Source organism: Streptomyces sp. NPDC001508 (assembly GCF_040298665.1).
Taxonomy (GTDB): Bacteria; Actinomycetota; Actinomycetes; order Streptomycetales; family Streptomycetaceae; genus Streptomyces.
In genome coordinates, this window is record NZ_JBEPAP010000013.1 from 25,780 (window position 1) to 50,992 (window position 25,213).

The 25,213-nt window shown below is 72.6% G+C and carries 23 protein-coding genes and 4 pseudogenes; 4 read left to right on the plus strand and 23 right to left on the minus strand.

The features are described from left to right. From ABT245_RS14860 to ABT245_RS14885, 6 genes and pseudogenes are all read right to left on the minus strand, one after another. Positions 1-546 carry a hypothetical protein gene (locus ABT245_RS14860; protein ID WP_351733377.1) on the minus strand — a complete coding sequence of 182 codons (546 nt, stop codon included), beginning with the start codon at positions 544-546 and terminating at the stop codon, positions 1-3. Positions 547-649: 103 nt separating this feature from the next. Continuing rightward, complete coding sequence (locus tag ABT245_RS14865; protein WP_351733378.1) at positions 650-1,498, minus strand: hypothetical protein; 849 nt, start codon at positions 1,496-1,498, stop codon at positions 650-652. A 1-nt stretch (position 1,499) separates the two neighbouring features. Continuing rightward, on the minus strand, positions 1,500-2,609 hold the full coding sequence (locus tag ABT245_RS14870) for a hypothetical protein (protein WP_351733379.1): 1,110 nt from the start codon (positions 2,607-2,609) through the stop codon (positions 1,500-1,502). Beyond that, the gene (locus tag ABT245_RS14875; protein WP_351733380.1) at positions 2,606-3,658 is read right to left on the minus strand and encodes a hypothetical protein; all 1,053 of its coding nucleotides are present in this window, start codon (positions 3,656-3,658) and stop codon (positions 2,606-2,608) included. Before ABT245_RS14875 ends, ABT245_RS14870 begins: the two co-directional genes overlap by 4 nt. Continuing rightward, a complete protein-coding gene (locus ABT245_RS14880; protein ID WP_351733381.1) occupies positions 3,655-4,389 on the minus strand; it encodes a cupin domain-containing protein in 735 nt (244 codons plus the stop codon). Before ABT245_RS14880 ends, ABT245_RS14875 begins: the two co-directional genes overlap by 4 nt. A gap of 309 nt (positions 4,390-4,698) precedes the next feature. Beyond that, positions 4,699-4,953 (minus strand): annotated as a pseudogene (locus ABT245_RS14885) (CoA transferase); the annotation flags it as partial. Between the two features lie 266 nt (positions 4,954-5,219). On the opposite strand from ABT245_RS14885, the gene ABT245_RS14890 reads away from it, so the two are divergent. Further along, the gene (locus tag ABT245_RS14890) at positions 5,220-6,446 is read left to right on the plus strand and encodes a cytochrome P450 (RefSeq protein ID WP_351733383.1); all 1,227 of its coding nucleotides are present in this window, start codon (positions 5,220-5,222) and stop codon (positions 6,444-6,446) included. 324 nt (positions 6,447-6,770) lie between these two features. Here the strand turns inward: ABT245_RS14890 and ABT245_RS14895 are convergent, their stop codons facing one another. The 7 genes from ABT245_RS14895 to ABT245_RS14925 all read right to left on the minus strand — a co-directional run bounded on the left by ABT245_RS14895 (position 6,771) and on the right by ABT245_RS14925 (position 15,126). Continuing rightward, complete coding sequence (locus ABT245_RS14895; protein WP_351733385.1) at positions 6,771-8,027, minus strand: cytochrome P450; 1,257 nt, start codon at positions 8,025-8,027, stop codon at positions 6,771-6,773. Beyond that, entirely contained in the window at positions 8,024-8,641 is a 618-nt protein-coding gene (locus ABT245_RS14900) for a GTP-binding protein (RefSeq protein WP_351733387.1), read from the minus strand. Before ABT245_RS14900 ends, ABT245_RS14895 begins: the two co-directional genes overlap by 4 nt. Beyond that, positions 8,622-8,978 carry a DUF742 domain-containing protein gene (locus ABT245_RS14905; RefSeq protein WP_351733390.1) on the minus strand — a complete coding sequence of 119 codons (357 nt, stop codon included), beginning with the start codon at positions 8,976-8,978 and terminating at the stop codon, positions 8,622-8,624. Before ABT245_RS14905 ends, ABT245_RS14900 begins: the two co-directional genes overlap by 20 nt. Beyond that, positions 8,975-9,394, minus strand: coding sequence for a roadblock/LC7 domain-containing protein (locus ABT245_RS14910; RefSeq protein WP_351733392.1), 420 nt, complete (start codon positions 9,392-9,394; stop codon positions 8,975-8,977). The genes ABT245_RS14905 and ABT245_RS14910 overlap by 4 nt, the downstream gene beginning before the upstream one ends. Positions 9,395-9,512: 118 nt before the next feature. Continuing rightward, the gene (locus ABT245_RS14915; RefSeq protein ID WP_351733394.1) at positions 9,513-11,255 is read right to left on the minus strand and encodes a sensor histidine kinase; all 1,743 of its coding nucleotides are present in this window, start codon (positions 11,253-11,255) and stop codon (positions 9,513-9,515) included. A 377-nt stretch (positions 11,256-11,632) separates the two neighbouring features. Continuing rightward, positions 11,633-12,430 (minus strand): SAM-dependent methyltransferase, encoded by a 798-nt coding sequence (locus ABT245_RS14920; protein ID WP_351733397.1) that lies wholly within the window; start codon positions 12,428-12,430, stop codon positions 11,633-11,635. Positions 12,431-12,654: 224 nt separating this feature from the next. Beyond that, positions 12,655-15,126: a SpoIIE family protein phosphatase gene (locus ABT245_RS14925; protein WP_351733399.1), complete on the minus strand. Its 2,472-nt coding sequence runs from the start codon at positions 15,124-15,126 to the stop codon at positions 12,655-12,657. Between the two features lie 394 nt (positions 15,127-15,520). On the opposite strand from ABT245_RS14925, the pseudogene ABT245_RS14930 reads away from it, so the two are divergent. Together ABT245_RS14930 and ABT245_RS14935 are read left to right on the plus strand one after the other, a co-directional pair. Then, a pseudogene (locus ABT245_RS14930) lies at positions 15,521-15,644 on the plus strand (VOC family protein); the annotation flags it as partial. A 157-nt stretch (positions 15,645-15,801) separates the two neighbouring features. Then, entirely contained in the window at positions 15,802-16,161 is a 360-nt protein-coding gene (locus ABT245_RS14935; protein ID WP_351733402.1) for a DUF779 domain-containing protein, read from the plus strand. Between the two features lie 91 nt (positions 16,162-16,252). Here the strand turns inward: ABT245_RS14935 and ABT245_RS14940 are convergent, their stop codons facing one another. The 5 genes and pseudogenes from ABT245_RS14940 to ABT245_RS14960 form a co-directional block, all read right to left on the minus strand. Further along, positions 16,253-16,447 carry a hypothetical protein gene (locus ABT245_RS14940; protein WP_351733404.1) on the minus strand — a complete coding sequence of 65 codons (195 nt, stop codon included), beginning with the start codon at positions 16,445-16,447 and terminating at the stop codon, positions 16,253-16,255. A gap of 113 nt (positions 16,448-16,560) precedes the next feature. Beyond that, on the minus strand, positions 16,561-17,424 hold the full coding sequence (locus ABT245_RS14945; RefSeq protein WP_351733407.1) for a phosphatidylinositol-specific phospholipase C/glycerophosphodiester phosphodiesterase family protein: 864 nt from the start codon (positions 17,422-17,424) through the stop codon (positions 16,561-16,563). A gap of 406 nt (positions 17,425-17,830) precedes the next feature. Continuing rightward, positions 17,831-18,409, minus strand: a pseudogene (locus tag ABT245_RS14950) (acyl-CoA dehydrogenase family protein); the annotation flags it as partial. Next, positions 18,406-19,383 (minus strand): NADPH:quinone oxidoreductase family protein, encoded by a 978-nt coding sequence (locus tag ABT245_RS14955; RefSeq protein WP_351733409.1) that lies wholly within the window; start codon positions 19,381-19,383, stop codon positions 18,406-18,408. The pseudogene ABT245_RS14950 and the gene ABT245_RS14955, both read right to left, overlap by 4 nt. Positions 19,384-19,579: 196 nt before the next feature. Next, positions 19,580-20,206, minus strand: coding sequence for a helix-turn-helix domain-containing protein (locus ABT245_RS14960; protein WP_351733412.1), 627 nt, complete (start codon positions 20,204-20,206; stop codon positions 19,580-19,582). A 58-nt stretch (positions 20,207-20,264) separates the two neighbouring features. Between ABT245_RS14960 and ABT245_RS14965 the strand changes: the two are divergent. Next, positions 20,265-21,539, plus strand: a pseudogene (locus tag ABT245_RS14965) (ATP-dependent DNA ligase); the annotation flags it as partial. 269 nt (positions 21,540-21,808) lie between these two features. On the opposite strand, the gene ABT245_RS14970 reads toward ABT245_RS14965, so the two are convergent. From ABT245_RS14970 to ABT245_RS14990, 5 genes are all read right to left on the minus strand, one after another. Continuing rightward, complete coding sequence (locus ABT245_RS14970) at positions 21,809-22,219, minus strand: NUDIX domain-containing protein (RefSeq protein WP_351733415.1); 411 nt, start codon at positions 22,217-22,219, stop codon at positions 21,809-21,811. A 47-nt stretch (positions 22,220-22,266) separates the two neighbouring features. Continuing rightward, on the minus strand, positions 22,267-22,791 hold the full coding sequence (locus ABT245_RS14975; protein WP_351733418.1) for a hypothetical protein: 525 nt from the start codon (positions 22,789-22,791) through the stop codon (positions 22,267-22,269). Positions 22,792-22,976: 185 nt separating this feature from the next. Then, on the minus strand, positions 22,977-23,717 hold the full coding sequence (locus tag ABT245_RS14980; RefSeq protein ID WP_351733421.1) for a hypothetical protein: 741 nt from the start codon (positions 23,715-23,717) through the stop codon (positions 22,977-22,979). Positions 23,718-23,917: 200 nt separating this feature from the next. Then, positions 23,918-24,823 (minus strand): endonuclease/exonuclease/phosphatase family protein, encoded by a 906-nt coding sequence (locus tag ABT245_RS14985; protein WP_351733424.1) that lies wholly within the window; start codon positions 24,821-24,823, stop codon positions 23,918-23,920. Continuing rightward, the gene (locus ABT245_RS14990) at positions 24,784-25,080 is read right to left on the minus strand and encodes a hypothetical protein (protein WP_351733427.1); all 297 of its coding nucleotides are present in this window, start codon (positions 25,078-25,080) and stop codon (positions 24,784-24,786) included. Before ABT245_RS14990 ends, ABT245_RS14985 begins: the two co-directional genes overlap by 40 nt. Positions 25,081-25,213 lie beyond the last annotated feature (133 nt).

The window sequence follows — 25,213 nt, forward strand, 5'->3', positions numbered from 1 at the left end:
TCAGCCGAAGTCGTCGTCGCTCCAGCCGCCGCCGTCGTCGCCCCAGTACCCGCCGTCCCAGTCGACGTCGCTGTCACCGTCGTGGCTGCCACCGTCGCCGCCTGCGTCGCCCCCGCCGTCGCCGCCGCCGGAGGGCGAGGCCTGCGCTTGCCGGCGCAGTTCCTCTTCCTCCTCCGGGGTGAGGCTGAGCGGCGGCAGCTGGGCGGCGGTGACGGCGAGAGACGCCACGCCGAGGCCGACGAGGACGGCGCCCATCCGGCCGCCGAACGACGTCCGGTTGATCATGAGGGTTTCGCCGCGTCCCCACAGGGTCCGGCCGTAGCCGAGGTCCCGCCCGTAGGTCACCGTGCCGTCGGCGAGCGTACGCTTGACGATCTTGTCGCCCAGCAGTTCGTCGGTGCCCGTGCCGCCCTGGTCGTCGCGCCAGTGCACCTGGCCGGCCGGGCCGCGGCGACGCCATTCCTGCCGGCCGTCCTCGTAGGTGCGGTGGACGCTGCGGTCGGCGAGCAGTTCGTCCGTGTAGCCGATGTCGCGTGGGCGGATCATGCGCTTCGGTCCTTGGGTCTGCGGTGCTCGGGCATACGGTCCTCGGGACGGGGTCGGGTCAGGCGTGGGTACGCTGCGCGGCCGGGTCGGACATCGCGGCAGATCACGCGTCGGGCCAGGTCAGGAAGCCGGCGGTGCGCAGCTCGCGCAGCTCGCCCCAGACGGAGTGGCGGGCCGGCCGTGGCCCGCGGGTCAGCCGCAGCACGGCGCGCAGCAGCCGCGCGGGCGGGACCGCGGCGACCTCGGCGAACCGGCCGTCGGCGAGCCAGTCGACCTCCGAGGGTCTGAGCCCGCGCGGCACGGGTCCGAGCGGCGGCACCGGGCCGGGTCTGCGCCCGGACACCAGGCGCAGCGCCTGGACGTGCCGGGGCACAAGACCGAGCGAGACGACCCGGACGGGCACCGGACCCAGCGCCTCACGCACCCGCGCGGGCAGGGCGATCCCGGCGGGGCCGGCGTCGTGCAGGACGTGCACGACGGCGTCGCCGGCCCGCTCCAGGGCCGCCACCAGCCGGGAGTCGAGCGGCAGATCGTCCTCGGCGCTCAGCACGGGGCAGGCCGCCTCCAGCTGCACATGGTTGGCCAGCAGCATCCCGGCGATGGCACGGTCCTGGCAGACCAACAGCCGGGGCAGCCCGTACGCGTACAGGTCGGGCTCGCGCGAGGGCCCGCCGAGCGCGCGGCCCGCGGCCGCGGCGGGCAGCAGTCCGGCCGGCTCCCTGCCGTGCAGCACCTCGGTGAACCGGGACAGCCGCAGCGGCGGTGCCGGACTGTACGGGATGCGCCGCACCGGCGCGGGCGTCGGGCGCAGCACCCGGCAGGTCTCGTAGTACAGCTGCCGCTCGGTGAAGCGGAGGCCGCCGGGGGCGGCGGCGCGGCGCGCGGCGACGGTGATCGCCCGCTCCAGCAGCAGCCGGCCGACCGGGTTCGTGGATCGCGTGGCCGTCGGCATGTCAGGTCCCGTCCTTCGTCAGCGGTGGTTCAGCGGGCCGCGGCCAGCTCATGAAGCCGACCGCGGCGGCCTGTTGCCGCTCCGGGGCGGCGGCGCCGCGGGCCTTGCGGACGGCTCGCTCGACGGCCGCGGCCAGCAGGGCGGGCGGGACCGCGGAGACAGGGCTGCGCCAGCCCTGCATCAGCCATTGCGCCTCCTCGGGCGCGGCCCGGGCGATCCGTGCCAGCCAGGGCGGAGTCTCGCGCAGCACACTCGCGGGCGGTTCCTCGTGGAGCGTCACGGCCGCGCGGTTGCGCAGGACCGCGCGCACCGGCAGGCCCGCGTCCACGACCGCCCGCGGCGGCCGGCTAGCGCGGGCGTCGGCGACCAGCTGGAGCCCGCGCAGGCTCGCGTCGTGGAGGACCGCGAGGGGCCCGGTCCCGGAGAGTTCGTCCAGGCCGGCGGCGAGCGTCAGGTTCAGCCGCCGGGGAAGGCCGTTCGCCGACAGGAAGACGCGGACGGCACGGTCCGGGCAGAGCAACTCGACGGCTTCCGGCTCCGGTTGCCCGGCGGCGCGCCGCGCCCTGCCCGCGCCCGGCTCCCGGTACGTCTCGTCGTCGACGACGGCGGGCGGCAGGCTTCCGTACGCCTTCACCCAGCGCACGCAGATCATCGTCCGGAAGTCCCGCAGCGAGGGCGACAGATAGGCACCGGCGCGCCGCGCGGGACGGTACGGCTTGCCCTTGACCACCCTGTACACGAGGGCGGCCACGGCCGCGCTCGCCCACCAGAGGAGGCCGAAGAGGGACCTTTCTTCGACCAGGAACGCGAGCGCCACAAGACCGGCGACGAGGACCACCGCCACCGAACGGCCCACCCACGCGGGGCGTCCGCTCGCCGGGGCCGCCGTCCAGGTGCGGTTGGCGTTGCGGGCCAGGTACCACAGCTGGGTGACGGTGACCTGTCGGCGGCCCGCGTCGGTGGCCTTCTCGGCGACGCGCCGGATGCGGGTGTCGTGCATGCCGCGGCCGTGCACCTTGGGATCGAGGGCGAAGGCACGCCCGCAGCCGGCGCACACACCGCCCACGCGTTCCTTGCGCAGCAGGGAGGCCTGGCAGTGGGGGCAGATCATCCGCCCTCCTGCGGCCAGGTCAGGAATCCGACGTCGGCGGCCCGCCGCCGCGTATCGGCCGCCGCGCCGGCCCGCTCGACGGCCCGGGAGACGACGGCCAGCAGCTTGGCGGGCGGCACCCCGACGAGCGGGAACCCCCAGCCTTTGGCCAGCCACTTCAGCTGGTCGCGGTGGAACTCCCCGCTGTCGCGCAGCCGGGCCATGACGATCGGACCCGGCGGCTCGCCGCGCACGGGCACGGCCCGGGCGAGACCGTGCACGGCGCCGAGCGGAAGGCCGACGTCGACGACCCGGCGCCCCGGCTGCGCGGTGCGGACACGGCGGGCGAGCAGCAGGCCGCGGGCGTCGGCGTCGTGCAGGACCAGTACGGGGCCGGTGCCGGGGGCGGCGGGCAGAGCGGCCGGGTCGGCGACGAGGGTGAGCCGATGACGGGCGGTCAGGCCCGCCGCGTCGAGAAAGACGGCGACGGAGCGGTCGGGGCAGACCAGCACGAGCCCGTCGGACGGGGTGGCCGGTGCCGGGTCGGTTCCGCCGTGCGGCGGGACGGCGTCCGGGGACGGGTAGTGCTTGTCGTCGATCACCCCGGGCGGCAGCGAGCCGTAGACGCTCTTCCATTCCTCCAGCGGGCCGGTGCGGAACTCGGCCCGGGTGAGCCGGGGACGGCCCCGGCCGACGCCCATCACCCGTGCGACCACGAAGCCGAGCGCCGCGAGCAGCAACAGACCGCCGATGACGCCGAACGCCATGACGTCCGAGCCCACGGCGATGAAAAAGGCGATGGCGCCGAAGACACCCAGCACGATGCCGCAGCCCGTCTCGACTTGGGTTTCCCGCAGCGACTTGCGCGCCAGGGCGTACCACAACTGGCCCGGGGTGCACGGGAGTTGTCCGTTCTGGGTGAGCTGGGCGGCGATCCGGCGGACCCGGAGGTCGTGCAGGCGCAGCGGGTTGGTCTTGGGGTCGAGGGCGTATCTGCGTCCGCACATGCCGCAGACGTTGCCGGGCCGTTCCTTGCGCAGCAGGGACTTCTCGCAGTGCGGGCAGATCATCGACGGCCCTCCAGTCGCTGTGCGAGCCGGCGCAGTCGGGCGGCCAGCCGCTCGCGGGCGGTGGTGACGCCCGGTCCCCGGGCCTGCTGGACCCGCTCGATGTCGCGCAGGGCGGCGGCGAGTTCGAGGTAGTCGGTACGGGCGAGGGTGCTCGTGCCCGTGGGCGGCCCGGCGGACCCGGCGGCGCCGTACGCCCCTTGGGCGGCCCTGTGCTCCGCCTCGGGTGCGGTGATCGCGTAGTCCTCGTGGTCGATGCCGTAGCCGGTGTTGGCGGCCAGGATGGTCAGCGGGGTGGTGTCCCGGTTGGCGAAGGAGTGCGGCATCATCTCCGGGATGCGGATCAACTCTCCCGGGGCCAGAGGCACTTCGGTGACCCGGCCGCGCTCGCCGTCATACAGGCCGCAGGCCGCGTACCCGAGGCTGAGGACGTAGTGCTCCCCGCCGTGCGCATGCGGGGTGAAGGCGCTGCGCGGGCCGACGATGCCGAGTTTGACGGTGGCGTTGGAGGGACGCTCGGGGGACGTGGCGGCGTCCCCGACCAGATAGTGGGCGAACTGCCCGTCGTCGATGAACCGGAGCAGGTCCCGCTCGGGTCCCAGTTCCCGGGCGCCGTCACGGTCGCCGAGCAGGACGGAGCCGTCGGATCGCAGCCGGTACAGCCGCACACCGCGCGGCAGCCTCGCCCACCCTCCCCGGCCGTCCTCCACGGTCCGTGTGCCCGGAGCCGTCATGCCTGCCGAGCCTTCACGCGAGCTGCCGGACAACCGCGCCTCCCCCATGTTCCGACCATGAACGCATGCGCATGGTAATCCGCTGATCCAGAACGCGGCGAGGTTGCCCGCGAACCAACGGCCGACACACGGCCGAACGCTGGGTGAACAGGAGCCTGGCAACGGGGAGTACGGCACACCAGGCCCCGGTGAATTCCGCCCGAGCAGGTCCGCGTGCGCCGCCCGAGCGGGGTGGCTGGTGGCCGCGGCCGAGGGCCGGGGCGGGGGCGGGGGGGCTCGGCGACGAACCGCTCCTCGTCCGGCGGGATGTCAGATGACGCCCGCGGTCCTCAGTTCCTCGATGTCAGTGGGGCTGTAGCCCAGTTCGGTCAGGACGGCGGTGGTGTGCTCGCCGTCGGCGGGCACGGGGTCCATGCGCGGTGCGGTGCCGGCGAGGTCGACGGGCGGCAGCAGCGCGGACATCTCCCGGCCGCCCGGGATCGCCACGGTCCGCCAGCGCCGCCGGCCGCTGAGCACGGGGTGCGCCAGGAAGTCCGCGACATCGTTGACGCCGGCGTTGGCGATGCATCACGCCCCTCTGGGCCGCAGGCGTGCGGTCGGGGTGCGGCCACGCTCTGCTCGGGCGGCGCCGACGTCGACCGGCTGCGCCCACCCGCCGACGGTCGCTGAGTCCGGCCGGCCGCGCGGACGGGTCGCCCAACCGTGTACCCATGGGCCGTTTTCGGCCAAGGGTGGCCGTAAGGTGACCATTAGGCGCAGACACGGCTATCGGGGTGCGTAGTTGATCAATAACCTTGTGTCCGCAGGCCATGACTCACTCTAGGAGCCCCATGTCCACCGCTCAGCAGGTACCCGACATACTCTCGCCCGAGTTCGCCGAGAATCCCTACCCTGCCTACCGAGTGATGCGGGAGAGTGCGCCCCTCATCTGGCACGACGTCACCCAGAGCTACATCATCTCCCGCTACGAGGACGTGGAGCGCGTCTTCAAGGACAAGAACGGGGAGTTCACGACCGACAACTACAACTGGCAGATCGAGCCCGTACACGGCAAGACCATCCTGCAGTTGAGCGGTCGCGAGCACTCCGTACGGCGGGCCCTGGTGGCGCCGGCCTTCCGCGGCAGCGATCTGCAGGAGAAGTTCCTGCCCGTCATCGAGCGCAACTCCCGTGAGCTGATCGACGCCTTCCGGCACACGGGCTCCGCGGACCTGGTCCACGACTACGCGACCCGTTTCCCCGTCAACGTCATCGCGGACATGCTGGGCCTGGACAAGGGCGACCACGAGCGGTTCCACGGCTGGTACACGGCGGTCATCGCCTTCCTGGGCAACCTGTCCGGTGACCCGAAGGTCGCGGCGGCCGGTGAGCGCACCCGGGCGGAGTTCGCCGAGTACATGTTCCCGATCATCCGGGAGCGCCGCCAGAACCTCGGCGACGACCTGCTGTCCACGCTGTGCGCCGCCGAGGTCGACGGGGTGCGGATGAACGACGAGGACATCAAGGCCTTCTGCAGCCTGCTGCTCGCCGCGGGCGGCGAGACCACCGACAAGGCGATCGCCAGCATCTTCGCCAATCTGCTCGCGCACCCCGAACAGTTGGCGGCCGTCCGCGAGGACCGCACTCTGATCCCCCGCGCCTTCGCCGAGACGCTGCGCTACACACCGCCCGTCCACATGATCATGCGGCAGTCGGCGACCGAGGTCACGCTCAGCGGTGGCACCATACCGGCGGGCGCGACCGTCACCTGCCTGATCGGCGCCGCCAACCGCGACGAGAGCCGCTACGCCGACCCCGACCGGTTCGACATCTTCCGTGCGGACCTGACCACGACGACCGCCTTCTCCGCCGCGGCCGACCATCTGGCGTTCTCGCTCGGCCGGCACTTCTGTGTGGGCGCGCTGCTGGCGAAGGCGGAGGTCGAGATCGGCGTCGACCAGTTGCTGGACGCGATGCCCGACGCCCGGCTGGCCGACGGGTTCGACCCGGCGGAGCAGGGCGTGTTCACCCGCGGACCGCAGTCGCTGCCGGTGCGCTTCACACCACAGGCCGCCTGAGCCCGCGCGCTTCACACCGCACACGCTCTGAGCCCGCCCGGCTCGGGCCGCACGCCGCCGCGCCGCCTTGGGCTCGGGCGTTACGAGGGCTGGAAACTCACCGAGTCCGGCGTGCCCGGACTCGACGGCCACCGGCCCGTCACGCACGCCGGCCGAGCCCGACGCCGGTCCACGCCGCGCTCAGCCCGGACCGGACGGGCCGCCGCGCCCGGCCGGACCGGGTCACGACCTGCGCGTCGTGCCCGGTCCGCCGTGCCGCTCGCCGTCCGGCACCGTCCCGGGGCGGTGCTCCACCGCCCGGCGCCACCGCCTGAGAGAGATGCGCTACTGCACCACCGGGGTGAACACGGCCGGCAGGGCCGTCAGGCCGCGCATCCAGATGGACGGGCGCCAGGTCAGCTCCTCCGGTTCCACCGCCAGGACCAGGTCCGGCAGCCGCTCCAGCAGCGTCTCGACCGCCGTACGGGCGATGACGTCGGCGAGCAGCGGGGCCGGGTAGGGGCAGCGGTGCTCGCCGTTGCCGAACGACAGATGGGCGGAGTTCTCCGCGCCGACGTGCGACTCGGGCCAGATCTGCGGATCGGTGTTGGCCGCGGCCAGCCCCAGCACGACACAGTCGCCCGCCCGGATCTGCCGCCCGCCGAGCTGGGTGTCGCGCACGGCCCAGCGGCCGATGAAGTTCTGGGTCGGCGTGTCCAGCCAGAGAACCTCGTTCAGCGCCTCGCCCACGCTGAGCCGGCCGCCCGAGACGTTCAGCGCGAACCGCTCGTCGGTGAGCAGCAGCCGCAGCGTGTTGCCGATCCAGTTGGCGGTCGGCTGCTGGGCCGCGGCGATCACGGAGATCAGGTCCTGGATGATCTCCTCGTCGGTCAGTCCGGCGGGGTCGAGCAGCATCCGGGAGGTGACGTCCGGGCCGGGCTTGTCCCGCTTCTCCTTGACCAGCCGCTGGATGCGCTCGCCCACCCGGGTGTAGGCCGCGACCGGGTCGTCGCCCTCCGCGGCGTCCAGCGACATCCGCAGGTCGTCCACGAGTTGCTGGGTGTCGGTGCCCTCGTGCGGCATCCCGCACATCTGCACCGCGGCCCGCATCGGCAGGGCCTGCACATAGGCGCTCATCAGCTCGGCCCGGCCGCTGCCGGCGAACGAGGCGATGAGCCGGTCGGCGATGATCTGGCAGTCACGGGCGAGTTCGAACTGGTCGACGCCCTCCAGTGCCTGGGTGATCACGCCGGCCCGGCGCCGGTGGTCCTCGCCCTCGGTGAACAGCACCGAGGGCTGGTAGCCGACGAAGGGCATCAGCGGCCAGTCGGCGGGAATGGCCGACCACTGGTTCCAGCGCCGCGAGTCCCGGGCGAACAGCTCGTCATGGCTGGTCACATAGCTGACCTCGGTGTAGCCGAGCACGAGCCAGGCGGGCACGTCCCCGTCCAGCAGCACGGGCGCGACGGCGCCGTGCTCGCGCCGCAGGCTGCGGTACAGCTGGGCGGGCGTCTGCTGGTACTCCAGGCCGGCCAGCGGCACTGCGCCTCCGTGGGCCGGGCAGCCCGGGGGCGGTGTGGGGTCGGATCCGGTGTCGGTCACGATGCGCCCTCCTTGACCGCGGCCATCTGGTAGAGGTGATCCACGAGTGAGATCAGCACGTCCTTGCCCGACGCGCGCACCCGCGCGTCGCATTCGATCAGCGGCACGTGCTCGGGCAGGCTGAGCGCCTGGCGTATCTCGTCCAGGGAGTATCGCGACCCGTCGTCGTCGAAGCGGTTGACGGCCACCACGAACGGTGTCCGGTGCCGTTCGAGACGGTCGATCGCGTACCAGGAGTCGTTCATCCGCCGGGTGTCGACCAGGACGACCGCGCCCAGCGTGCCGGAGAAGAGCCGGTCCCACAGGAACCAGAAGCGCTCCTGCCCGGGGGCGCCGAACAGATACAGGACCATACGGTCGTTGAGGCTGATCCGGCCGAAGTCGAAGGCCACAGTGGTGGTGGTCTTCGCCCGCACCCCGCTGATCTCGTCGACGCCGACACCGGCCTGCGTCATGACCTCCTCGGTGTTCAGCGGCCGGATCTCGCTCACCGAGCGGACCAAGGTGGTCTTGCCGACCCCGAACCCGCCCACAACGACGATCTTGAGTCCGGTCTCGGCGGCATCGGCCAAGGGCGCACGGCTGGAAGGCAGCTCAGAGATTGCGGAGCCCATCGAGCACCTCCTTGAGAAGGGCGGTTTCGGGAAGCGAAGCGAAGGATCGCGCCGCACGCGGGTGGCGTGCGGTGATCCGGCTGGTGGCCAGCAGGTCACCGAGCAGGATGCGCACCACGGTGATCGGAAGTTTCAGCTCCGCGGAGATCTCGACCACGGCCGTGGGATGCCGGCACAGTTCGAGGATCCTGACGTGTTCCGACTGCATGCCGGCGGTCGGCTCGCACTCGCTGACCACCAGGGTGACCAGGTCGAAGGGATCGTCGGCACGGCTGCGCCCGCCCGTGACCGTGTAGAGCCGATCGGGATCACCGGTGTCCACGGGCCTGCGCATCACGAGGAGGCACTCCCCGCCATGGGCTGGCGGGGCTCGGCCCGCAGGTGCTCGCCGATCTGCTCGACCAGTTCCGTCATCTGGTTGCCGACCACTCCCGGATCGGCGTCCTCGTCCGCGACCACGGCCAGGTGCGCGCCCTCGCCCGCCTCCACGATGAACAGCAGCCCGCCGTGGAACTCGGTCATGGAGTGGCGGACGCCGCCGGTGCCGTCGCCGAACTCCACGGAGGCGCCCTGGGCGAGGGCCTGGATGCCCGAGCAGATAGCGGCGAGCTGATCGGCCTGATCCAGCGTCAGGTTTACGGTCCAGCAGAGCTTCAGGCCGTCCCGGGACAGCACCAGGGAGTGACGCGTCCCGGGGGTGCGTTCCAGGAGGTTCTGCAGAAGCCAGGTCAGGCTGTTGTCAGTGGTCTGCATGGCAGGTGATGGGACGGTGGTGCCCGGTTGTCCGGTCACCGGCCCGTTCCTCCAATCTCACAAAGAGGGGGCAGGGGATGCCAGGGCTCTGGGCGCCCGTGCGGAAGGCGCCGTGGTGCTACTCCGAGGCGGGCGGCTCGGGCTCCGCCTCGCCGGACGGGACGCCGCCGCCCGCGCCGGACCGGCGTCCGCGGTGGAAGGCGCCGAACCGCGCGCCCGCGTCGCGTGCCGCCCCGCGGTCGCCCGGCTGGGATGCGTCGCGCGCGGGGCCGTCGTCGGCCGCCTTGCGCTGCTGTCGTTCGAGTTCGGCCTCGGCCATGGTCCGGCCGGGGGCGCGCACCGGCAGCCCGTTGGGGGTGGAGCCGGACGGGCGTGGCAAGGACGGCTCCGGTTCGGTCGCGCGCGGGGTGGCCGAGCGGTCCGGGCCGAACAGGTCGCTCTCTATGGCGGGGGCGGGTCCCGGGGTGGGGATCGCCGCTTCCACGCGGGCCTCGGTCGTGGCGGGGGCGGGCTCGCGCTGCTGGGCGAGCAACTGGGGCGGCAGCAGGACGACGACGCCCGTGCCGCCGCGCGACGAGGGCCGGAAGTTGATGCTGATCCGGTACTTGGTGGCGAGCCTGCCGACCACGGCCAGGCCGAGCCGGGTGCCCTGGAGCGAGGCGAGGTCGGTCGCCTGCCCCGCCACCGCCTTCTCGGCGTGCCGCATCGCGGCGTCGGCCATCTTCAGGCCGCTGTCCTCGATGGTCACGACGATTCCGGCGGTACGTTCCTCCACGTAGACGTGGACCTCGTCGATGGGCGGCGAGAAGTTGGCGGCGTTGTCCATCAGTTCGGCGAGCAGGTGCATGACGCCCTCGGCCGCGTAGCCGGAGATCGCGGCCTGGGTCGAGCAGTGCAACCGGACCCGCTGGTAGGCGGCGATCCGGCCGACCGCGCCGCGCAGGATGCTCTCCATCACGATGGGCTTGTTCCAGGCGCGGCTGGAGCGCCCGCCCATGAGCAGGGCCAGCCGGTCGGTCATGAGGCCGAGCTGGGAGGTGCTGTGGTCGAGGCGCAGCAGGTCGCCGAAGACCTCTTCCCCGTGCCGTTCCTGCATCTCGCGGAGGTCGGCGAGCATGCTGACGGTCTTGGCCTGGACCCGGCTCAGGGCCTTGGCGGAGGCGGCCTGCGCGGCGGCGGCACGCCGCTCGCTGAGGGCTATGTCCCTGACGAACCGCTGCGCGGGCTCGCGCAGCAACGGCAGGCTGGGCCAGTCCAGTTCGGCCAGCACGACCTCCGCCGAGGCGCCCTCGCTCAGCCGGCCGACGGCGGCGGGCATCGTCCGCTGCGTCACCTGTTCCAGCTCCGCCGTCGCCTGTGCCATCTCGCGCCGGGCCTCGTCGTACTGGGAGCGGACCTCGGCGGCCTGCCGTACGGCGTCCTCCATGAGGGTGGCGAAGGTGTGCGTGATGCGCCGCAGTTCGGGTTCGGCGACGGAGGCGGCGCCCGCCAGGGCCTCGTCGGCGCCGGCCCCGTCCAGCAGTTGCTTCGCCACGGCCGGCAGGGCGACGTTCGCCACGTGCAGGGAGGCCGCGTGCTGCTGGGCCAGTTGTGCGTTGAGGGCGCTGATCTGCGCCGCCTGCTGGTCGGCCGTGCGGCGGGCGCGCCGCGAGAGCCGGGAGCCGACCAGGACGGCGCAGGACAGACAGAGCCAGGAGGCCCCGGCCACCGCCAGCGTCCAGCCGCGGGCGGCTTCGGGCGCCGCCGCCGAGACGCCACCGGCCGCGGCGGCGGTCACCAGCAGCACGGCCGGGGGTACAGCCCGTGCGGTGCGGGACGCCTTGGCGGTCCGGGGCTGGCTGGTGGGAGCAGGCACTGACATTCCGCGGTCCCTCTGGTCCTTGTGAGCAGGGCAAGGTCGATCGGCACGCATCGACCGCAGGTCAGAACGGCTCCCACGGAGAGTGGGTCCGTCCGGCCGGCACCCGGCACATGCTAGCCATCCCGCCGACCGCAAACGCCGGACAAGCTGCACAGTCCGCCCAGGAGCCAACTTCGTCGGAATATGGCCACTCGAACTGAAGTGCGTGGTAAGGATTTTTGACCGATAACGAGCGGCGTAATGTCCCAAAAGCCCCAGTTTTCACAAGGGTTGCTCTCCGCTGCACAGGGCGCAAGCCACTTCCCCGCCGTTCTACACGTCCAAGGTGCGATTATTTTCGGCCGATTATGGTTGGCGAGATGGCGTGCATCGACCGTTCAGGCCGCCTTGCGGGCCACGCCGCCGTAGAAGCCGATCGCCTCGGAGCCGGCCGGCGGCGGGGCGTCGGGGCGCCAGAACGGGACCTGGGCGAGGCCGGGTTCGACGAGTTCGAAGCCGTCGAAGAACCCCTCGACCGCGGCGTGCGAGCGCAGGTTCAGGGTGGCGGTGGCACTGGAGTAGACGGCCTGGGCGGCGCTGCGGTCGGCGAAGTCCCCCGTGGCGTGCGAGAGCACCAGGTAGCTGCCGGCCGGGAGCGCGTCGCGCAGGGCGGCTACGACGTCCCCGGGTTTCTCCGCGTCGGTGAGGAAGTGCAGGACGGCCACCAGGAGCAGGGCGACGGGCCGGTCGAAGTCGATGACCCGGCGGACGCCGGGATGGTCCACGACGGCCCGCGGGTCGCGCAGGTCCCCGAGCACGATGCCGCGCCCGCCGGAGCCGCCGAGCAGCGCGCCGGCGTGCGTGTGCACGATCGGATCGTTGTCGACGTACGCGACCCGGACGTCCGGGGCCAGTTCCTCCGCCGTCTCGTGCACATTGGGCGAGGTGAGCAGCCCGGTGCCGATGTCGAGGAGTTGGCGCACACCGCTGCCGACGACGTACCGGACGGCCCGGCGCAGGAAGGCGCGGTTGGCCTGGACGCCGATGCGCACCTCGGGCGCCGCGACGGCGAGCGCGTCGCCAGCGTCGCGGTCCACCGGGTAGTTGTCCTTGCCGCCCAGCAGATAGTCGTAGATCCGGGCGGGGTGCGGCCTGCTGGTGTCGATCTCCTCGGCGCGGAAGCCGTCCTGTCGCACGCTGCGCTCTCCTCTCGGTGACCGCCACGGCCCCCTTGCCCGCGGCCGGACCACACCAGCCTTTCACACCAACTTCACGATTTTCGGGGGCAGTTGGCGGATCAGCGACCCCGAACGCCCCTGGCATCCCTTCGCCCGCTTGAGCCGGAGGGAAGTAGTTGAATTCTTGTCACCTTTTACAAGTCCCGTCAATTCTCCACGAGTTCGCCATGCACCGGGCGGTCTCAGCAGGGCGGCGGGAGTTCCTGCTCGGCCCAGATGATCTTCCCGTCGGCCACATACCGGGCACCCCAGCGATGGGCCGTCTGGGCCACGAGGAACAGGCCCCGGCCGCCCTCGTCCATGCTGCGCGCGTGCCGCAGCCGCGGGGCGGTGCTGCTGGCGTCGGCGACCTCGCAGGTCAGCCGGGAGTCGCGGATCAGCCGCACACGCACGGGCGGCGAGCCGTAGCGGATCGCGTTGGTGACCAGCTCGCTGACGATGAGTTCGGTGGTCATGGCCAATTCCGGGCAGCCCCACTGCGTCACCTGCCGGGTCGCGCGGGCGCGCAGATCACCGACGGCCGCCGGGTCCAGCGGCACCTCCCAGGAGGCGACCCGGGCGGCGCCCAGGCCGTGCGTGCGCGCCAGCAGCAGCGCGATGTCGTCGAGCTGCGGGGTCGGGACCAGTTGCTGCGTGGCGGTGCGGCACAGGGTGTCGAGGTCGAGGGCCGGCCGGGACAGCAATTGGCCGAGCCGGGCCATGCCCACGCCCATGTCGCGGTCGATCCCCTCGACCAGGCCGTCGGTGTACAGCCCGAGCAGGCTGCCCTCGGCCAGTTCGATCTCGGTGGCCTCGAAGGGCACCCCGCCCAGTCCGAGCGGCGGCCCCGCGGGCAGCTCCGGGAAGGAGACCTGGCCGTCGGGGCTGACCACCACCGGCGGCGGATGGCCCGCGCGGGCCATCGCGCACCGCCGGGTCACCGGATCGTAGACGGCGTACAGGCAGGTCGCGCCGAGGAACGTGGTCACGGTCTGGTGGGCGGCCTCGTCGTCGGGCTCCTCCTCGCTGAGCCGCAGCACGAGGTCGTCCAGGTGGGCCAGCAGCTCGTCGGGCGGCATCTCCATGTCGGCGAGGGTCTGTACGGCGGTGCGCAGCCGGCCCATCGTCGCGGCGGCGGGGATGCCGTGCCCGACGACGTCGCCGACGACGAGCCCCACCCGGGCCCCGGACAGCGGGATCACGTCGAACCAGTCGCCGCCGGCCCCGCCGGTCGCGTTGGCCGGCAGATAGGAGGAGGCCACCTCCATGGCCGTGCCGCCGGTCAGGACGTGCGGCAGCAGACTGCGCTGCAGCGTGACCGCCGCCGTGTGCTCCCGGCTGTAGCGGCGGGCGTTGTCGACGCACAGCGCGGCCCGCGCGACCAGCTCCCGGGCCAGCAGGACGTCGTCCGGGTGGAAGGAGACCGGGTTGAGCGAGCGCATGAACGTGGCGAGGCCCAGGACGGTGTTCCGGGCCCGCATCGGCACGGCGATCATGGAGTGCAGTCCGTACTCGCGCATCCGGGCCGCGCGGACGGGCTCCTCGGACACCCACAGCGGGTCGGAGGCGTCGAGGACGGGAGTGAAGATCGGGTCGCCCTCGACGAGCAGGTTCAGGTCGTGCGGCGGCGGGATGAAGTCCACCCGGTCCCCGATCTGCGCGACCGCCTCCGGGCAGCCGTCCCGCGCCGAGCTGAGGCCGGCCCGGCGCATCACGGGCCGTGCGGTAGCCGGTCCGGCGTCGGACAGCCACGTCCCGTGACCCTCTGTGCTCAGCACGGGCTCCAGCAGGTCGACGACGACGAAGTCGGCGAAGCGGGGCACCGCGAAGTCCGCCAGTTCCTGCGCGGTCCGCATCACGTCGAGGGTCCTGCCGACGCTGCTCCCGGCCTCGTTGACCATGGACAGGAGCCGGCGCGCGTGCCAGCGCTCGGTGATGTCCAGGACCATGTAGCAGACGCCGGTGAGCGAGCCGGCGGCGTCGACCAGCGGGAAAAACGACGAGGAGTACGCGTGCTGGCGGCGCGGGTCCGCCCAGCTCCAGCCCTCGTACTCATAGTCGATGACCGGGATTCCGGTCACCATCACCTTGCGCATCAGGCCTTCCAGCGTCTCCGCCTGCAGACCGGGCAGCAGCTCGCTCAGCCGCTTGCCGAGCCGCTGTTCCCGGGGCACGCCGCCGAACCGCTCCAGGGTGTCGTTGAGCCAGAGGTAGCGCAGCTGGGGGTCCATCACGGCCATGCCGACCGGGGAACGGGTCAGGAACCCGTCGAGGACGGACTGGCCCATCGTCCACTGCGGCACCTGTTCCCTGGCCGACACCAGGAAGCACTCCTGCGCACCGACCCGGAACGCCGCCGACACCCGCAGGTCGGTCTCGATGCGGTGGCCGTCCCGGTGCCGCAGCGGGATCAGACCGCTCCAGCCCATGCCCGCGCGGCACCGCTCCACGATGCCTGCGAGCCTCCGGGGGTCCCCGGCCGGCGCCAGCAGCCGGGCGCCGGAGCGGCCGACGACCTCCGGCGCCCCATAGCCGAGCAGCGCCTCGGCGCCGCTGGTCCACGCGACGACGGTGCCCCGTGCGGAGATCACCGCCACCGCGTCGTTGGACGCGTCGAGGAGATCACGCGGCCCGGCGGTCGGCGGCGCTTCTGATCCATTTCGCCCAGATATCATCTATCCCATCCTTTACACCACAATATGGTCCTTCTTGGCCGCCGAATGTGCACGGTCCGGGCCGCCGGCGCCCCCGTGCACCGGGCGGGCGGCGGGCCGGCACCGAAGGTCCGGGCGATGAGCGGAACGGCGTCGCGGCAGGCCGCGACCAGCGGGTCGGCACACAGGACGGGCAGGTCACCGGGGCGGAGGACGACGGCACGGCTGCGAAACACGACCCCGCCGTGCCCTGGCGGGGACCGGTGGACGGTCCGGCCCGCGCCCGTCCCACTTCACCGGCGAAGTGAGGTGGGCATGACGGACGGCCTCGATCTGGAACTCGCCCGCAGGACCCTGGCGGCGCGGCCCTTCAGGCGTGCTGCCGACCGCCCGCCTGACGGCCTTCGGCGGCGGCGAGGTCGACGACGTCGACCCGGCCCACGCCGCGCTGCGGAAACGGGGCGCCGAGGTCGTGCGTCCGCTCACCGACGAGGAGGGGGGGCGTGCGCCGCTTCTTCGTGCGGGACCCCGACGGACGTCCTCGGCCACAGCTGAGGACGCGCGAGCCGTCGGCTGCCCGGCCGGGCGACGGCCCCGCACGCGAGTTCGGCGCCGCCGGGCAACTCGCCGCTGTGGACGGTGACCTGACGAGCCGTGAGACTGGAGGCCGCACAGCCCTCGACCAGGACGGTGATCATGTATCAGGAAACTCCGCGCGTCGAACTCACTCCGCAGGCCGCCGACCTGGTCCGCCGGTTGCGCGCTGCGCACGGCCCGCTGATGTTCCACCAGTCCGGCGGCTGCTGCGACGGCAGCGCCCCCATGTGCTACCCGGACGGCGAGTTCCGCACCGGCGGTTCGGACGTGCTGCTGGCCGAGCTGGAGGTCGAGGGCGTCGACGAGCCGGTCACGTTCTGGATGTCGCGCAGCCAGTACGCGGGGTGGAGCCATACGCGGCTGATCGTGGACGTGGTGCCCGGGCGGGGCAGCGGCTTCTCCCTGGAGGCCCCCGAGGGCGTGCGGTTCCTCACCCGTTCCCGTGTGATCGACGCCTAGGCACCCCGCGGGACACCGGGCTCTGCCGCTCGCCGTGGACGGTGCGCCCGCGCACCGCAGCGGTCCGACCGCGGTCCACGCGCCCAGCGGGTCACGGCCGCAGGCCGCTCACCAGGTCGGCGGTCGCGGTGAGCCCGCTCTGGATGGTCGGGGCCATGCTCGTACCGGCCAGGTGGAAACCGAGCAGCACACAGACCAGGGCGTGGGAGAGCTTCAGCGCGCCGTTGCGCAGGAAGACCACGGCCAGGATCAGGAGCAGCAGCACCACAGAGATGGAAACGGCCATCGCGAACCTCCTCCGCCACGCCAGTTCGCGGCGTTCGGCCGCAAGTGTGGCGTAGCGGAGGGTTCGTCCGGGCGGCTGACGTGTCCGCCGATCGAGTGGTGTTCTGGGTGCCGCTACGCCGCGGCGTGGGCGTCCAGGAACGCTTCGAGGCCCGCGAGGTCGTCGGTGTTGAGGTAGTCGACGCCGGCGGCGAGCAGTTCGGCCCACAGCGCGTTGCGGGCCGGGCCCGCCGCGTCCGGGGTGGCCCAGAAACGGATCTGCTGCCCGCGCGCGTGCGCCGCCCCCACGATGCCGCGCAGCTTCTGCCGCTCGGCGGCCGGGAACGGGCCCTCGCCCAGCCAGCTGAAGTTGAGCGTCCAGTTGTCGCTGATCAGCGGGATGAAAGAGGCCGGTGCCGAGCCGCCGAGGTCGGTCAGCCGGCCGTCGTAGAACGCGCGGCGCTCGCTCTGCGCGGCCATCGGCGTACGGGCGGCACGGTCACCGGAGATCACCGCGGTGACCGGCCCGTGGTGCACCCGGCCGTGCGCGTAGGTGGTGAACAGGTGCTTGTAGCGCCGCAGATGGCGGTCGAGTTCGAGGTAGGTCGAGGAGCCCTCGGTCTTGATGTCGATGAGCAGTTGCAGGGGCCTGCGCGCTCCGCGGTACACCGCGCCGTGGTGGGCCCGCACACGGGCGGCGAGCGGATCGAGGTAGAGGGATTCGAGGGTGCGGGACGGGTCGAGGTCCGTCACGTCGTGGCCGATGAGGAGTTGGTCGCCGACGAGGAAGATGTCGGCCTCGACGCTGCCGAAGCGGTGGTCAAGGGCGTCGAAGAGGGGACGCGGATGCTCGTAGTCGTTGTGCGCGTGGGCGTGCCACAGCGGACGCGGCCCGCGCGAGGCGTCGCCCGCCCACGCCTGCGCGGCGGGCAGGGCGACCGCGCCCGCGAGGGCGGCGCCGAGGGTCGTGAGGGCTCTGCGACGGGTGGTGAGGGCCATGCTCTGCCTCCCTGGTAGGGCCGGGTGGGACCGAAGGGAGTATGCGTGCCGTCGCGGCCCAAGTGACCTGTTCCTGCGGGGAGTTGGCCGGACCGCCGCCGTGCGTTCACTTCGCCCCAGTGGGACACCCGGGGCGGCCCGCCCCAGCCGGGACGGGCCGCCGCCGCATGCCGCCGGACCGTGACGGGGCGCGCGCGGGCCGACCGGGTCGACCGGTTCAGCCGGGTCGACCGGTTCAGCCGGGTCGACCGGTTCAGCCGGTTCAGCCGGTTCCGCTAGGTCGGCCGGTTCCGCCCGTTGGGCCGGTTCGGCCGGCGCCGCGCGGTACGCGCCCGCCGTACCGAGGGTGATCGAGTCCGCCTCGGCCCGCTTGAGACAACAGACGGACCGGGTGCTCCCAGATCACGCCGGTGATCTGACGCAACGGCCGTACCTTGACGCGGGGTTCGGTCATAGCGCGGACGAAGTGGGTGATCTGCCCTGGCGCTTGGGCACGTCCCGGTCCGTGCGGGCGATCAGGACGGCCCAGCGCGCGAGAGGGGCGCTGGACGTCCAACGCCCCCTGCCCGTCGACCACCCGGGTGTCTCCCTCGCGGGCGGCCCGGGTGCCGAGCGCAGCCAGGTCGGATCCGGCGCCCGGCTCGCTGAACAACCGGCATCAGACCTCCTCGCCCGTCCACAGGGGGCGCGGAAAGCGCCGCTGCTACTCCTCGGTGTCGTGGCGCAGGTGGCTGGGCGCCGCCGTGCCGAGGCTGCTGCCGATCCGCCGCGGGTCGTTGGCGGGGGCGTCGGCGGCCTCCGGTTCGGCGTCCACGACCGCCCGGAGGGCGCGGGCGCCGAGGCCGCGGGGTCCCTTCGGGCAGTGCACCCGGGCCAGTTCCGCGTCGAAGCGGGCCCGGAGGAAGTCGAGGTGTCAGGTGCTCGCGGGCGGCTGCCCGGCCGGCAACGCGCGGACAGGGCGGCGCAGTTCATCGGCGTCGGTCAGGCGACGGCCCCGTTCTTCGGCGCCGGTACGACGGCTACCCGGCCGGTGGTCACGCCGTCGGCGACGCGCTGGACGGCCGCCGCGGCCCCGTCCAGCGGCAGCCGCGCGCTCACCGGCGGCCGGATCGCGCCCCGCGCGGCCAGTTCGGTGAGCTGTTCGTGGCAGTGCAGGACCAGCTCCGGGTCCTTGGTGCGGTACAAGCCCCAGTGCAGGCCGAGGACCGAATAGTTCTTCACCAGGGCGTGGTTGAGCGCCGGGCTCGGGACGGTGCCGCTCGCGAAGCCGACGACGACGATACGGCCCTCGAAGGCGACGGTCTTCGCGGACTGGGCGTACGCGTCGCCGCCGACCGGGTCGTAGACCACATCGGCGCCCCGGCCGCCGGTGGCCTGCTTGACCGCGGCGACGACATCCTCGGCGTGCCGGTCGATGACGGTGTCGCAGCCCAGTTCCCGGGCGACGGCGGCCTTGTCGGCGCCGCCCACGACGCCGATGACCGTGGCCCCGGCCGCCCTGCCCAGTTGTACGGCCGCGCTGCCGACCCCGCCCGCGGCGGCGTGCACGAGCAATGTCTCGCCGGCCTCCAGGCGGGCCCGGCGGTGTAGGCCGAACCAGCCCGTCTGGTAGCCGATGTGCAGCGCGGCGGCCTCGGCGTCGTCCAGTGCGGCGGGCGCGGGCAGCAGGGCGGCGGCGTCGGCGACGGCGTACTCCGCGAAACCGCCGTGCGGCAGCGCCGGGGTGGCGATCACCCGGCGGCCGTCCGCGGTCTCGCCGCAGACCTCCACTCCCGGGGTGAACGGCAGCGGCGGCCGGACCTGGTACTGGCCGCGGCACATCAGCGCGTCCGGGAAGTTGACGCACGCGGCGCGCACCCGCAGCAGGACCTGGCCGGCGCCGGGCGTGGGCCGCTCCGTCTCCGTCAGCCGCATCACCTCGCTCGGTTCGCCGATCTCGTGCACCTGCCATGCCTGCATGCGGGGCCTCCACGGGACTGCGTCGTCTGACCGGTCTCGACCGCATACTAAGCAGTCGCTTGCCGCCTTGGGAACAGCCGCCCCAAGTCACCGCCGGCCACGGCCGGCCTGGCTCGGTCGGCTACCGTCAGGCTCGGTTCGGCCGCCGTACCACGGCCAGCCGCCGTCAGCCACGATCAGCCGCGATCAGCCGCCGTCAGTCGTCCTCGGCGCGCCGGGCCGGCCGTGCCCGCACATGCATCCGCTCCCCCTGCGGCCCGAAGAGGCTGAGGAACTCCACCGGCCCCTCCCCCGTCGACCCGAACCAGTGCGGGACCCGGGTGTCGAACTCCGCCGCCTCCCCCGCCGCGAGCACCACGTCATGCTCGCCGAGCACCATCCGCAGCCGCCCGGAGAGCACGTACAGCCACTCGTAGCCCTCGTGCGTGCGCGGATCGGGCTCCTGGCGGCGCTGCGGTTCGAGCACCTTGAACGCCTGGAGCCCGCCGGGCTGACGGGTCAGCGGCCAGTGCTTGCGCCCGTACCGCTCGATCGGCCTGGCCGCCGGCACCCGCGGGTCGCCGACCGGCGGGGCGCCCACCAGTTCGTCCAGCGCCACCTGGTGCGCCCGCGCGATCGGCAGCAGCAGTTCCAGGGAGGGCTTGCGCAGGCCCGCCTCCAGGCGCGAGAGCGTGCTCACCGAGATACCGGTCGCCGCGGACAGCCCGGCGAGCGTGGCACCCCGCTCCTTGCGGATCCGCCGCAGGCGCGGGCCGACCTCGGCGAGTACGTCGTCCGTGTCGTCGTCCGCGCGGCCCATGGCACGGTCGTTCGCGCCCGTCATGGGTCTATTGCAGTTTCGGCAAACATGTTTGTCAATACGGCAGCGTGCGGGCGACTGCATGTTGCTGGCCCGGCTCGCCCACGTGTCCCGGGAGGTCGCGGCCACCGCGGCCCGCTCCCGGAAGACCGCCCTGCTCGCCGAACTGTTCCGGGACGCGGAGCCGGACGACGTGCCGATCGTCATCCCGTATCTGGCGGGCCGGCTGCCGCAGGGCCGGCTCGGCGTCGGCTGGAAGGTGCTCGGCCGGCGCGTGCCACCGGCCGCGGAGCCGTCCCTCACCGTGCGCGAGGTGGACGCCCGCCTCACCGAGCTGGGCAAGCTCGCCGGACCCGGCTCGCAGGCGGAGCGCACCCGGCTGGTCGGCGCGCTGCTCGGCGCGGCCACCGAGGACGAACAGCGCTTCCTGCTCGGGCTGCTCACCGGCGAGGTGCGGCAGGGCGCCCTGGACGCCGTCGCCGTGGAGGGGCTGGCGCAGGCGACCGGGGCGGATCCGGCGGAGGTCCGGCGGGCGGTGATGCTCGCCGGGTCGCTCCAGAGGGTCGCCGCGGCGCTGCTCGCGGACGGCCCCGGCGCGCTCGACCGGTTCCGGCTCACCGTCGGCCGCCCGGTGCAGCCGATGCTGGCGCGGACCGCCGCCTCGGTCGCGGAGGCCGTCGAGAAGCTGGGCGGCTGCGCGGTCGAGGAGAAGCTCGACGGCATCCGCGTCCAGCTGCACCGGGACGGCGACTCGGTGCGCATCCACACCCGTACGCTCGACGACATCACCGGCCGGCTGCCCGAGGTGACGGCCGCCGCCCTGGAGCTGACGGGCGAACGGTTCATCCTGGACGGCGAGGTGATCTCCTTCGACCCGGCGGGCCGGCCCCGGTCGTTCCAGGAGACGGCCGGGCGGGTCGGCTCCCGGGTGGACGTGGCACGGGCCGCCCGGGAGGTCCCCGTCTCCCCGGTGTTCTTCGACGCCCTCGCGGTCGGCGACCGCGACCTGCTGGACCTGCCGTTCGCCGAGCGGCACGCCGAGCTGGCCCAGCTGGTGCCCGAGCCGATGCGGGTGCGCCGGGCCGTGGTGGCCGGCCCCGAGGACGTCCGGGAGGCGGAGCGGTTCCTCGCCGAGACCCTGGCACGCGGCCACGAGGGCGTCGTGGTGAAGGCACTGGACGCGCCCTACAGCGCGGGCCGGCGCGGGGCGTCCTGGCTGAAGGTCAAGCCCGTGCACACCCTGGACCTGGTGGTCCTGGCCGCCGAACGAGGACACGGCCGCCGCACCGGCAAGCTCTCCAACCTGCACCTGGGCGCGCGCGACCCGGACGGCGGCTTCGCCATGCTCGGCAAGACCTAGAAAGTCCCTCAGAGACGAATGTGCGAACACGTGAAGGGCCCCGGCCATCCGCCACGGGGGTAACGGACGACCGGGGCCCAGGGGCCCGTCCCGGCTGCCGGCTCCTGCCGGGGATTGCAACCGGGGCGGGCGTCTACGGCGGCCTACCTACAGCTCAGGCGGCCGAAGGGTGGGCCCGCTGTCAGTGCGGGATGCCCTCGATGATGTCGCGGGCGCCCTGGCGCAGGAGTTCGGCGCAGACGCGGGAGCCCAAGACCGCGGGGTCGTTAAGGCCTTCCCCCCAGAAATGAGCGTGGACGAACTTCGAGCCGTCGCGGCTGAAGACCATGCCGCGCAGGCTGAGTTGCCCAGGCCCAGGCGTGGTCATCAGCCTCCTCGGGTTGGAGCGAGATGCGGGCGGTCTCGGTCTCGCTCAGCTGGGGTCCAGTGAAGTAGAGGGTCATGCGGGCGCGGCGGCCGGGGGTGTGCGGCGGGACCCACTCCTGGGCCAGGAGAGCGCCGGCGGTGATGTCCAGGCCGAGTTCTTCGCGGATCTCGCGCTCCGCTGCGGTGCGCGGGGGCTCGCACGGGCCGATGATGCCGCCGGGCAGTCCCCAGCGCGGCCGCCGGCCGGTGGCATGGACGATCAGGATCCGGCGGCGCTCGTCGGTGAGGAGCACGCGCGCAATCAGGGGCACGCCTTCCGGCCTCGCGGTCCCACCCCCAGCCTGAGTCTGCGGCGTCGTCATGCTTCCGGCTCCTGGGGCATCCGGTGCCTTCCGGCCGCGATCAGTCGGGCGACGGTCAGGGGCGCGCAGAGCAGGGCGGCAGAAGCCATGGGCACAGACCAGTAGGACGCCAAGGCGTGTGGTTCGAGCCGCGTGGCGTCGACTCTCGGTACGCCCAGGTAGGTGCCGCGGCCCAGGCAGTCGACGTCCACTGTCCGCCAGTCATCGACTTCCTGCTTCCACGTGACGGGCATGCTGGCAGGCACCACCGCGTAGTAACGCAGCCCACGAGGGTCACAGATGACCGGCCCGCCGCCAGGTTCCTGCGCGAGGAAGGCGTCTAACTCCACGGGCGTGAGGGGGCCGGCGGCGGCCGTCACCAGGCGCCCCGGCAGCCGGACCGCGGAGAAGAGCGTTCCGAGCGGCAGCAGGGCCACTCCGTTCTGCTGCCACTCCATCCGGGCCCAGTCGCGGCGCGGTCCGTCGAGCGTCGACAGCAGCCAGTGCTCGGCCGCCAACCGCCGGTCGGCGCTCGGGTGCACGACTACACCGGGGCTGGCAGTGGCAGGTGCGAGTTCGTGTGATCGATCTTCGTGGGGCATGACGATGCTCCCATTACTGTGCGTTTGCTGACCGTCACAGCCTGCCAACACAGCAAGGGGTCTCCGTTCACACATTGTGAACGGAGACATGCGGCCCACGTGTTGACTATCTTCGGTTCGCTGCGCTATACGCCGCTCCATTCGGCGAACTGTCTGAGCGGGTCGGCCGCGCGCTGCCGCGCCCGCAGGAGCGTGCCCACCGTCTCATGCACCTCCGGGTGATACCTGGTCAGCTGAGGCGCCAGTTCCCGCGCGCCCTGGAGCGACTTGAGGGCGTCGTCGTGGCGGGCTGTCCATGCCTCAGCAGAGGCCCGGCGAATCAGGAACCCGGCCACCCGGGTGGGCTGGTAGTCGTCCGGCCACCGCACGCCGGCGGCCACCTGTACGGCCTGCTCGTAGTCGTCCCGGTAGATCGCCATGTCCAGTTCGCCCAACCGCACGTTGAGGTCACCGAACGCGAGCGCGTACCGAGCACCGGGCAGTTGCTCGGCGGCGTCCGCCGCGGCCGCGGCCTCGGCCAGGTCACGCGCCTGCCCGAGCCAGTCTCCGGCCGCCGCGTGGTCCTCGGCTGCCGCCGACAACGCCGAAGCTCTCAGCAGCAGCGTGCCCCGGATCGCCAGCGTCGACGGATCCCCGTCGTCGTCCAGGTCACGCAGCGCTGCCCGCACGAGAGCGACGCCACGGTCGGGCCGGGCCGTCTCCGCGTGCGTCATCATCGCCCGCTCGTACCGCTCGACCGCCACCTGCCGCGGATCACCCGAGTGCGGCGCGGCCGCCGCCATACGGGCCAGAGCCTGCCGTGCCAGACCCATATAGCCGAGCCGGTAGGCGACGATCGCCGTCGTGCGCGCAATCTCGGCCATCATGTTGTGCGCACGCTCCCGGTCACGCCCATCGGCCGCGGTCTGCGCGGCGACGGACAGGAGCGAAATCAGTTCCGGCAGTGCCTCGGCAACGGCCGAGAAATCACCGGCGGAGGTGCCCGTACCGCCCCGTCGCACGCAGGGCTGACGTGCACGGCGTTTCGGGGCCCCTGTGACCGCGCACCGGTCACAGGGCCATCCGCTCATCTCACGGTGACCCATGCCTGCACAGGCAGGTGGTCGCTCGGGAACTGGCCGTTCACGGAGAACGTGTTGATCGACGCCCGCTGGGTCGTGATCCCAGGCGTGGACAGGATCCAGTCGATGCGGTCGCCGTTCGCAGTGAGCGGTTTGTAGCCGTGGAAGGTGCCGTACAGCGCGCTGCGTTCGGCGGCTTTGTCCCAGGTGTCGACGAGTCCCCCGCGCAGCATCTCGGTGTAGACCGGACTCTTGTGCGCGGCAACGTTGAAGTCGCCGGTCAGCAGGACTGGCGCGACGCGGGCGAGCTTGCCGATCCGCCGGGCCATCAGGGTGGCACTGCGCTTTTGTGCGTCCTGGCTCTTGTGGTCGAAGTGGGTGCTGAGCACATAGAACTGGCGTCCCCCGTCGAGCAGGTCCTTGAAGCGGACCCAGGTGGCGACCCGGGGGTAGCCGCCGCCCCAGGTGTTGGAGCCGATTGTCTCCGGGGTGCCGGAGAGCCAGAAGGTGTAGTGCTCGGTCGGTTCCAGACGGTGGACGTCGTAGATGATTGCCGCGTGCTCGGCGCCGCGGCTGCCGCCCTCGATGCCCGTGCCGATCCAGTCGTAGGACGATCCGAGATCGTTCTTGATCTCACGCAGCTGCTGGTAGACGCCTTCCTGGGTGCCGATGACATGGGGTTGTTCACGCCGCAGCAGCTCACGCGTCACCGGTCTGCGCGCGCCCCAACTGGGCGCGGCGGTGTTCGAGCCTTTCAGGTTGAACGACATGATGTGCAGGGGAGGGCCTTGGCGTTCCGCCCCCGACGCTGACGCAGTGGGCAGCACGGTACTGGACAGGGGCACGGAAGCGGCCACGGCTAACGCGGCCTTCAGACCTGTACGTCGGGTGAATCTGTGAGGGGCCGACATGAAAGCTCCTTCGGGGGAATGCCGAGCGACCGCTCGTCACATACTTGATCGTGATCATGCTGCCTCCGGGTACCGAGACCGTCGTGCAATGCCACCTGTACGAGGGACAGCAAGCTCGCCTGAATGGCCGTCTCGTCGAAGTCCTTGCGTGAGGTGATGTCCTGGCCGTCGACGTGGACCAGGGCGAAGACGTCGCAGGCGGGGCAGGGCGCGGCCATGGTCCGGCGGCGGGGCGTGGTGTGGGTGAGGGTGCGCATGCGGTGCACCAGGGCGCCGATGGCCTCGTGGAGGCCTGCGGCGAGCGCGAGGGTGAGGGCGAACGGGAGGTAGGCGAGGTGCCAGTCGCACCAGCTGGTGATGGTCTCGCCGTTGCGTGGCCAGGCATGTTCG

Coding starts and splice junctions, on each gene's coding strand:
- ABT245_RS14860 (WP_351733377.1), bottom strand. CDS start 546: ATGATCCGCCCACGCGACATCGGCTACACGGACGAACTGCTCGCCGAC.
- ABT245_RS14865 (WP_351733378.1), bottom strand. CDS start 1,498: ATGCCGACGGCCACGCGATCCACGAACCCGGTCGGCCGGCTGCTGCTG.
- ABT245_RS14870 (WP_351733379.1), bottom strand. CDS start 2,609: ATGATCTGCCCCCACTGCCAGGCCTCCCTGCTGCGCAAGGAACGCGTG.
- ABT245_RS14875 (WP_351733380.1), bottom strand. CDS start 3,658: ATGATCTGCCCGCACTGCGAGAAGTCCCTGCTGCGCAAGGAACGGCCC.
- ABT245_RS14880 (WP_351733381.1), bottom strand. CDS start 4,389: ATGACGGCTCCGGGCACACGGACCGTGGAGGACGGCCGGGGAGGGTGG.
- ABT245_RS14890 (WP_351733383.1), top strand. CDS start 5,220: ATGTCCACCGCTCAGCAGGTACCCGACATACTCTCGCCCGAGTTCGCC.
- ABT245_RS14900 (WP_351733387.1), bottom strand. CDS start 8,641: ATGGGCTCCGCAATCTCTGAGCTGCCTTCCAGCCGTGCGCCCTTGGCC.
- ABT245_RS14910 (WP_351733392.1), bottom strand. CDS start 9,394: ATGCAGACCACTGACAACAGCCTGACCTGGCTTCTGCAGAACCTCCTG.
- ABT245_RS14915 (WP_351733394.1), bottom strand. CDS start 11,255: ATGTCAGTGCCTGCTCCCACCAGCCAGCCCCGGACCGCCAAGGCGTCC.
- ABT245_RS14925 (WP_351733399.1), bottom strand. CDS start 15,126: ATGATATCTGGGCGAAATGGATCAGAAGCGCCGCCGACCGCCGGGCCG.
- ABT245_RS14935 (WP_351733402.1), top strand. CDS start 15,802: ATGTATCAGGAAACTCCGCGCGTCGAACTCACTCCGCAGGCCGCCGAC.
- ABT245_RS14940 (WP_351733404.1), bottom strand. CDS start 16,447: ATGGCCGTTTCCATCTCTGTGGTGCTGCTGCTCCTGATCCTGGCCGTG.
- ABT245_RS14945 (WP_351733407.1), bottom strand. CDS start 17,424: ATGGCCCTCACCACCCGTCGCAGAGCCCTCACGACCCTCGGCGCCGCC.
- ABT245_RS14955 (WP_351733409.1), bottom strand. CDS start 19,383: ATGCAGGCATGGCAGGTGCACGAGATCGGCGAACCGAGCGAGGTGATG.
- ABT245_RS14960 (WP_351733412.1), bottom strand. CDS start 20,206: ATGACGGGCGCGAACGACCGTGCCATGGGCCGCGCGGACGACGACACG.
- ABT245_RS14980 (WP_351733421.1), bottom strand. CDS start 23,717: ATGATGGCCGAGATTGCGCGCACGACGGCGATCGTCGCCTACCGGCTC.
- ABT245_RS14985 (WP_351733424.1), bottom strand. CDS start 24,823: ATGTCGGCCCCTCACAGATTCACCCGACGTACAGGTCTGAAGGCCGCG.
- ABT245_RS14990 (WP_351733427.1), bottom strand. CDS start 25,080: ATGCGCACCCTCACCCACACCACGCCCCGCCGCCGGACCATGGCCGCG.